General features: G+C 23.4%; 7 protein-coding genes. All 7 read right to left on the bottom strand.

The window, feature by feature from the left end:
• Positions 1-109: type II 3-dehydroquinate dehydratase (locus Q5F54_RS11825; protein ID WP_302334483.1), on the bottom strand; the 109-nt coding region annotated here is incomplete at its 3' end.
• A 54-nt stretch (positions 110-163) separates the two neighbouring features.
• Positions 164-667, bottom strand: a complete 504-nt coding sequence (locus Q5F54_RS11820; RefSeq protein WP_071119717.1) for a shikimate kinase — start codon at positions 665-667, stop codon at positions 164-166.
• Positions 664-1176, bottom strand: coding sequence for a type II secretion system protein (locus Q5F54_RS11815; protein ID WP_071119716.1), 513 nt, complete (start codon positions 1174-1176; stop codon positions 664-666). The genes Q5F54_RS11820 and Q5F54_RS11815 overlap by 4 nt, the downstream gene beginning before the upstream one ends.
• Positions 1166-1588, bottom strand: a complete 423-nt coding sequence (locus tag Q5F54_RS11810; RefSeq protein WP_288526350.1) for a hypothetical protein — start codon at positions 1586-1588, stop codon at positions 1166-1168. The genes Q5F54_RS11815 and Q5F54_RS11810 overlap by 11 nt, the downstream gene beginning before the upstream one ends.
• Positions 1589-1609: 21 nt before the next feature.
• Complete coding sequence (locus Q5F54_RS11805; protein WP_288248257.1) at positions 1610-2335, bottom strand: hypothetical protein; 726 nt, start codon at positions 2333-2335, stop codon at positions 1610-1612.
• The gene (locus Q5F54_RS11800) at positions 2319-2675 is read right to left on the bottom strand and encodes a hypothetical protein (RefSeq protein WP_288526349.1); all 357 of its coding nucleotides are present in this window, start codon (positions 2673-2675) and stop codon (positions 2319-2321) included. Before Q5F54_RS11800 ends, Q5F54_RS11805 begins: the two co-directional genes overlap by 17 nt.
• 22 nt (positions 2676-2697) lie before the next feature.
• Positions 2698-3549, bottom strand: a complete 852-nt coding sequence (aroE, locus tag Q5F54_RS11795; RefSeq protein ID WP_288526348.1) for a shikimate dehydrogenase — start codon at positions 3547-3549, stop codon at positions 2698-2700.
• Positions 3550-3689 lie beyond the last annotated feature (140 nt).

The raw sequence follows: 3689 nt of genomic DNA, 5'->3' as shown, positions 1-3689 counted from the left end.
TATCTTTTATAAAGCTTATTAAATCATCTAAGGTTGCATTTCCATAGATATGAGGTTCTCTTTTTCCTAACATATTTAAGTTTGGACCATTAATTACTAAGATTTTCACAATTACCTCCAACTATCTGATTACAATTTCATATAATTATAATATCATAAATCATCAAATATAAACAAGTATTTGACTAATTACTTCGTCTATATTTTTACCATTTATATCTATTAATATGTCACTTACATTTCTGTACTTTTCATATCTAGTAGACAATAATTCTTCTATTTTTTTATTTAAATTTTCACATTCTTTTAATAACGGCCTTTTATTTCTTTCATTTTGTAAATGACTTATTATAGTTTCAACACTTGCATCTAGAAATATTACATTTTCTTCATTTTTTAATATATTATAATTTTCTTTAGTAGTAATTATACCTCCACCTGTTGATATTACTACATCTTCTTTTTTTATAAACTTTTTTAATATAATACTTTCTAGTTTTCTAAAATGTTTTTCTCCATCTTGTTCAAATATATCAGGTATAGTTTTATTTGCTAATATTTCTATTTCATAATCAGTATCTATAAAATCAAAATTCAACTTTTTAGCCAATTTTTTACCTACAGATGTTTTTCCTACTCCCATAAATCCTATTAGTATTACTCTCATATGTCTTCTCCCTTAAAATTTATTATATCTATAGTGAACTTAGTTTCATAAATTTGTTTGTTTTTTGATAACTTCAATTTAATATCTATAATTTTATCACTATTTTCCTTTGAAATCAGTACCTTATCTACATAATCTCCAATTTCATACCCACTACTTGCTGTTACATCTTTTATAAATAATTTATTGCTACTTGGAATAAATTTAATTTCTTTATCTTGTAACTTATTACTACTATCTTTATATTTACATTTAATTGATGTCACTGATAAGAAATTATTTATTTCTTCTTTTGAAGTTATACCTATAATACCTTTAGAATTTCCAATTAATTCGTCAATATAGTTTGTAATTTCCATAGCTTGTTGTTGAAGTTCTATTTTATCTTCTATATTTAATTTTATATTAATTGATAAATGTACTATTGAATAAATTATAGATGCTAATATCATTATTACTGATAATGTTATTACACTTTCTATAAGTATATATCCTTTTCTATACTTCATACTTACCTTCTTTTATAAGCACTCTTCCACTTATAGGCACTATTGTTATTTCTTTTTTTATATCTTTATAAATGATTTTTATAGTCGTTCCAGAAGGATATGGTGTCCCGTCTACCTTAAATTTTATCATTGGCCTCGTATACTCTATTTTACATGTCTTAGGTAAATGTACTTGTTTTATATCTTTTTTATTTTCATTTAAAGTAAAACCACTACCTTCATCATTATTATTTAGATATACATAAGCATTTGTATTTCCCATCATATTTATATTCCTTACATATCTTATATCTGAACATAATTGTTTTATAAATGAATTTACTTGATACTTCTCTACATTATCACTAGGAAAACATAAAGTTGTTATTAGTAGTATTATACTTATAGTTATTACAAGTTCTACTAAAGTCACATTCCTTCTCTTTTCATATTTTTATATCTCCTTATAATCATAAACTGTAACTATACTGCTTGGGTCTATATTTTTTATTTTTATATTATTTTCATCTTCAATTTCAACTTTATCATTCTCGATATTTTTATCATTATTTATAGTCTCATTATTAGAATCTAATATTTTATCAGTCTTATTTTCAGATTCTAAATTATTTTCTTTTTCGTAATTTATAGTTTTGTCATATGTATCCGTGAATTTATTAAGATTATTTATACCTAAAGTTTCAAATTTATTTTCTATTTCATCACTAGTATTAAAAAAATTTAAGTCTGTATTTATTTCTACATTCGCTCTATACTTTTTTGTATAGTTATCTTGTTTAAATGTAGATTCTATTTGAAAAGTAATTAATCCACTCGAATCATAAATTATTTTGCTAGGTATTCTTATGGTTGTATTTTGAATTTGACTATTTGAGATGTTTTTTATATTATTTACAAATATATTTCCCAGAAAATAGTTTTTAAACTCTTCCTCTGTTTCACTATTTTCAAGGGCTATACTTACTTCTTTTAATATATTGCTATGTACAAGTTCTATTGAACTTAATAAAGATTCTTTCATAACTATATTCTGATAATTTAAATTGTTAATTCTACTATTGCTATAATTTAATCCTATACACATCATAGTTATTGTACTTACTATAGAGAATACTATTAATATAAATATTAATACGGAGCCTTTATTGCTGTAATACATAGCTTTCAAGCCTCCTTATTTGTTCTTTTTTCTTTACTTCTATTACTATTTTATAACACTTATAGTAATATTCATCTTCTTCTACTATTTTTCTAATTTCATAGTCATTGATAGTCTCAGTATCATTATAATTACCACTTATATTTTTATTTCTAACACTTTCTTTTATGTAATCTAAAGTAGACTTTGCAATATTTGTCATTTCTATTTTTGATATATTGCTATTTAATATAAAATAATTATTATATAACGATACTGAAACCATATAAACTAAAGTGCATATTATAGATAAACTAACTACGCATTCAATAGATGTAAATCCATCACTTTTATTTTTCAAACTTCCTCCTAGTTAAAACTTATTAAATACTATTTTCATAAAGTTTCTTTATATGTTCAAAATCTTCATTACAAGGATTAATACCTGTCCATATATAAAAAGCCTCTAGTGCTTGATTTATAAGCATATCTATTCCATATATAATTTCTAAATTATTTTTTTTTGCCCACTTTAGAAAAACTGTATCTTGTGGCTTATAAACTATATCACAAACTAGTAACTTTTTATCTATTACTATATTTGTATCTATTGGACATAAATCACTTTCCATACCTATAGGTGTAGTATTTATTAAAATATCTATATCCATTAAACAATTACTATCTATCGCATCTTTTGAACAATTAGCCTCTGTATTGAAATTCTTATTTATAGAGTCTATAATTTCATTTGCTCTATCTAAGCTTCTGTTTCTAATTTCTATAGACTTCACACCTTGTGATGCCATTTCTATAGCTATACTTCTACAAGCACCACCTGCACCTATTATCATTACTTTTTTATTTTTTATATCATAATCTTTATCTAAAATCGACTTTACAAAGCCTCGCCCATCAGTATTGTATCCTTTTAATATACCTCCTTTATTTTTTATAGTATTTACAGCTCCTATTAATTTCGCATTATCATCTATACTATCTAAATATTTAATTATATTAACTTTATGGGGTATTGTAACATTACACCCCTTTATATCTAATCCTTTTATTCCATATACGCAATCTTTTAATTTATCTTCTTTTACATCAAAGCATACGTATATATTATTCTCAGAATATTTTTCAAATAAATAGTTATGTATAGTTGGCGAAAAACTATGTTTTATAGGATGTCCTAAAAGACATATCGTATTAGTATTTGAGTTTATATTCATTTTAGTCTCCTCTTTCTTTATTTCCACTTATTGGAGTATATATACTATATTATATTAAAAGTTACACATATTTAAATATTTTTGATAAATAAATTCATCATTATCGTCTCTTACTCTGCTTTTATAATTCTTTATATCCT

It is taken from the genome of uncultured Romboutsia sp., assembly GCF_958366745.1.
In the GTDB taxonomy this organism is placed as follows: Bacteria; Bacillota; Clostridia; order Peptostreptococcales; family Peptostreptococcaceae; genus Romboutsia; species Romboutsia timonensis.
Note: the sequence above shows the minus strand (reverse complement) of the source record. Positions and strands in the feature narration are given on the sequence as shown.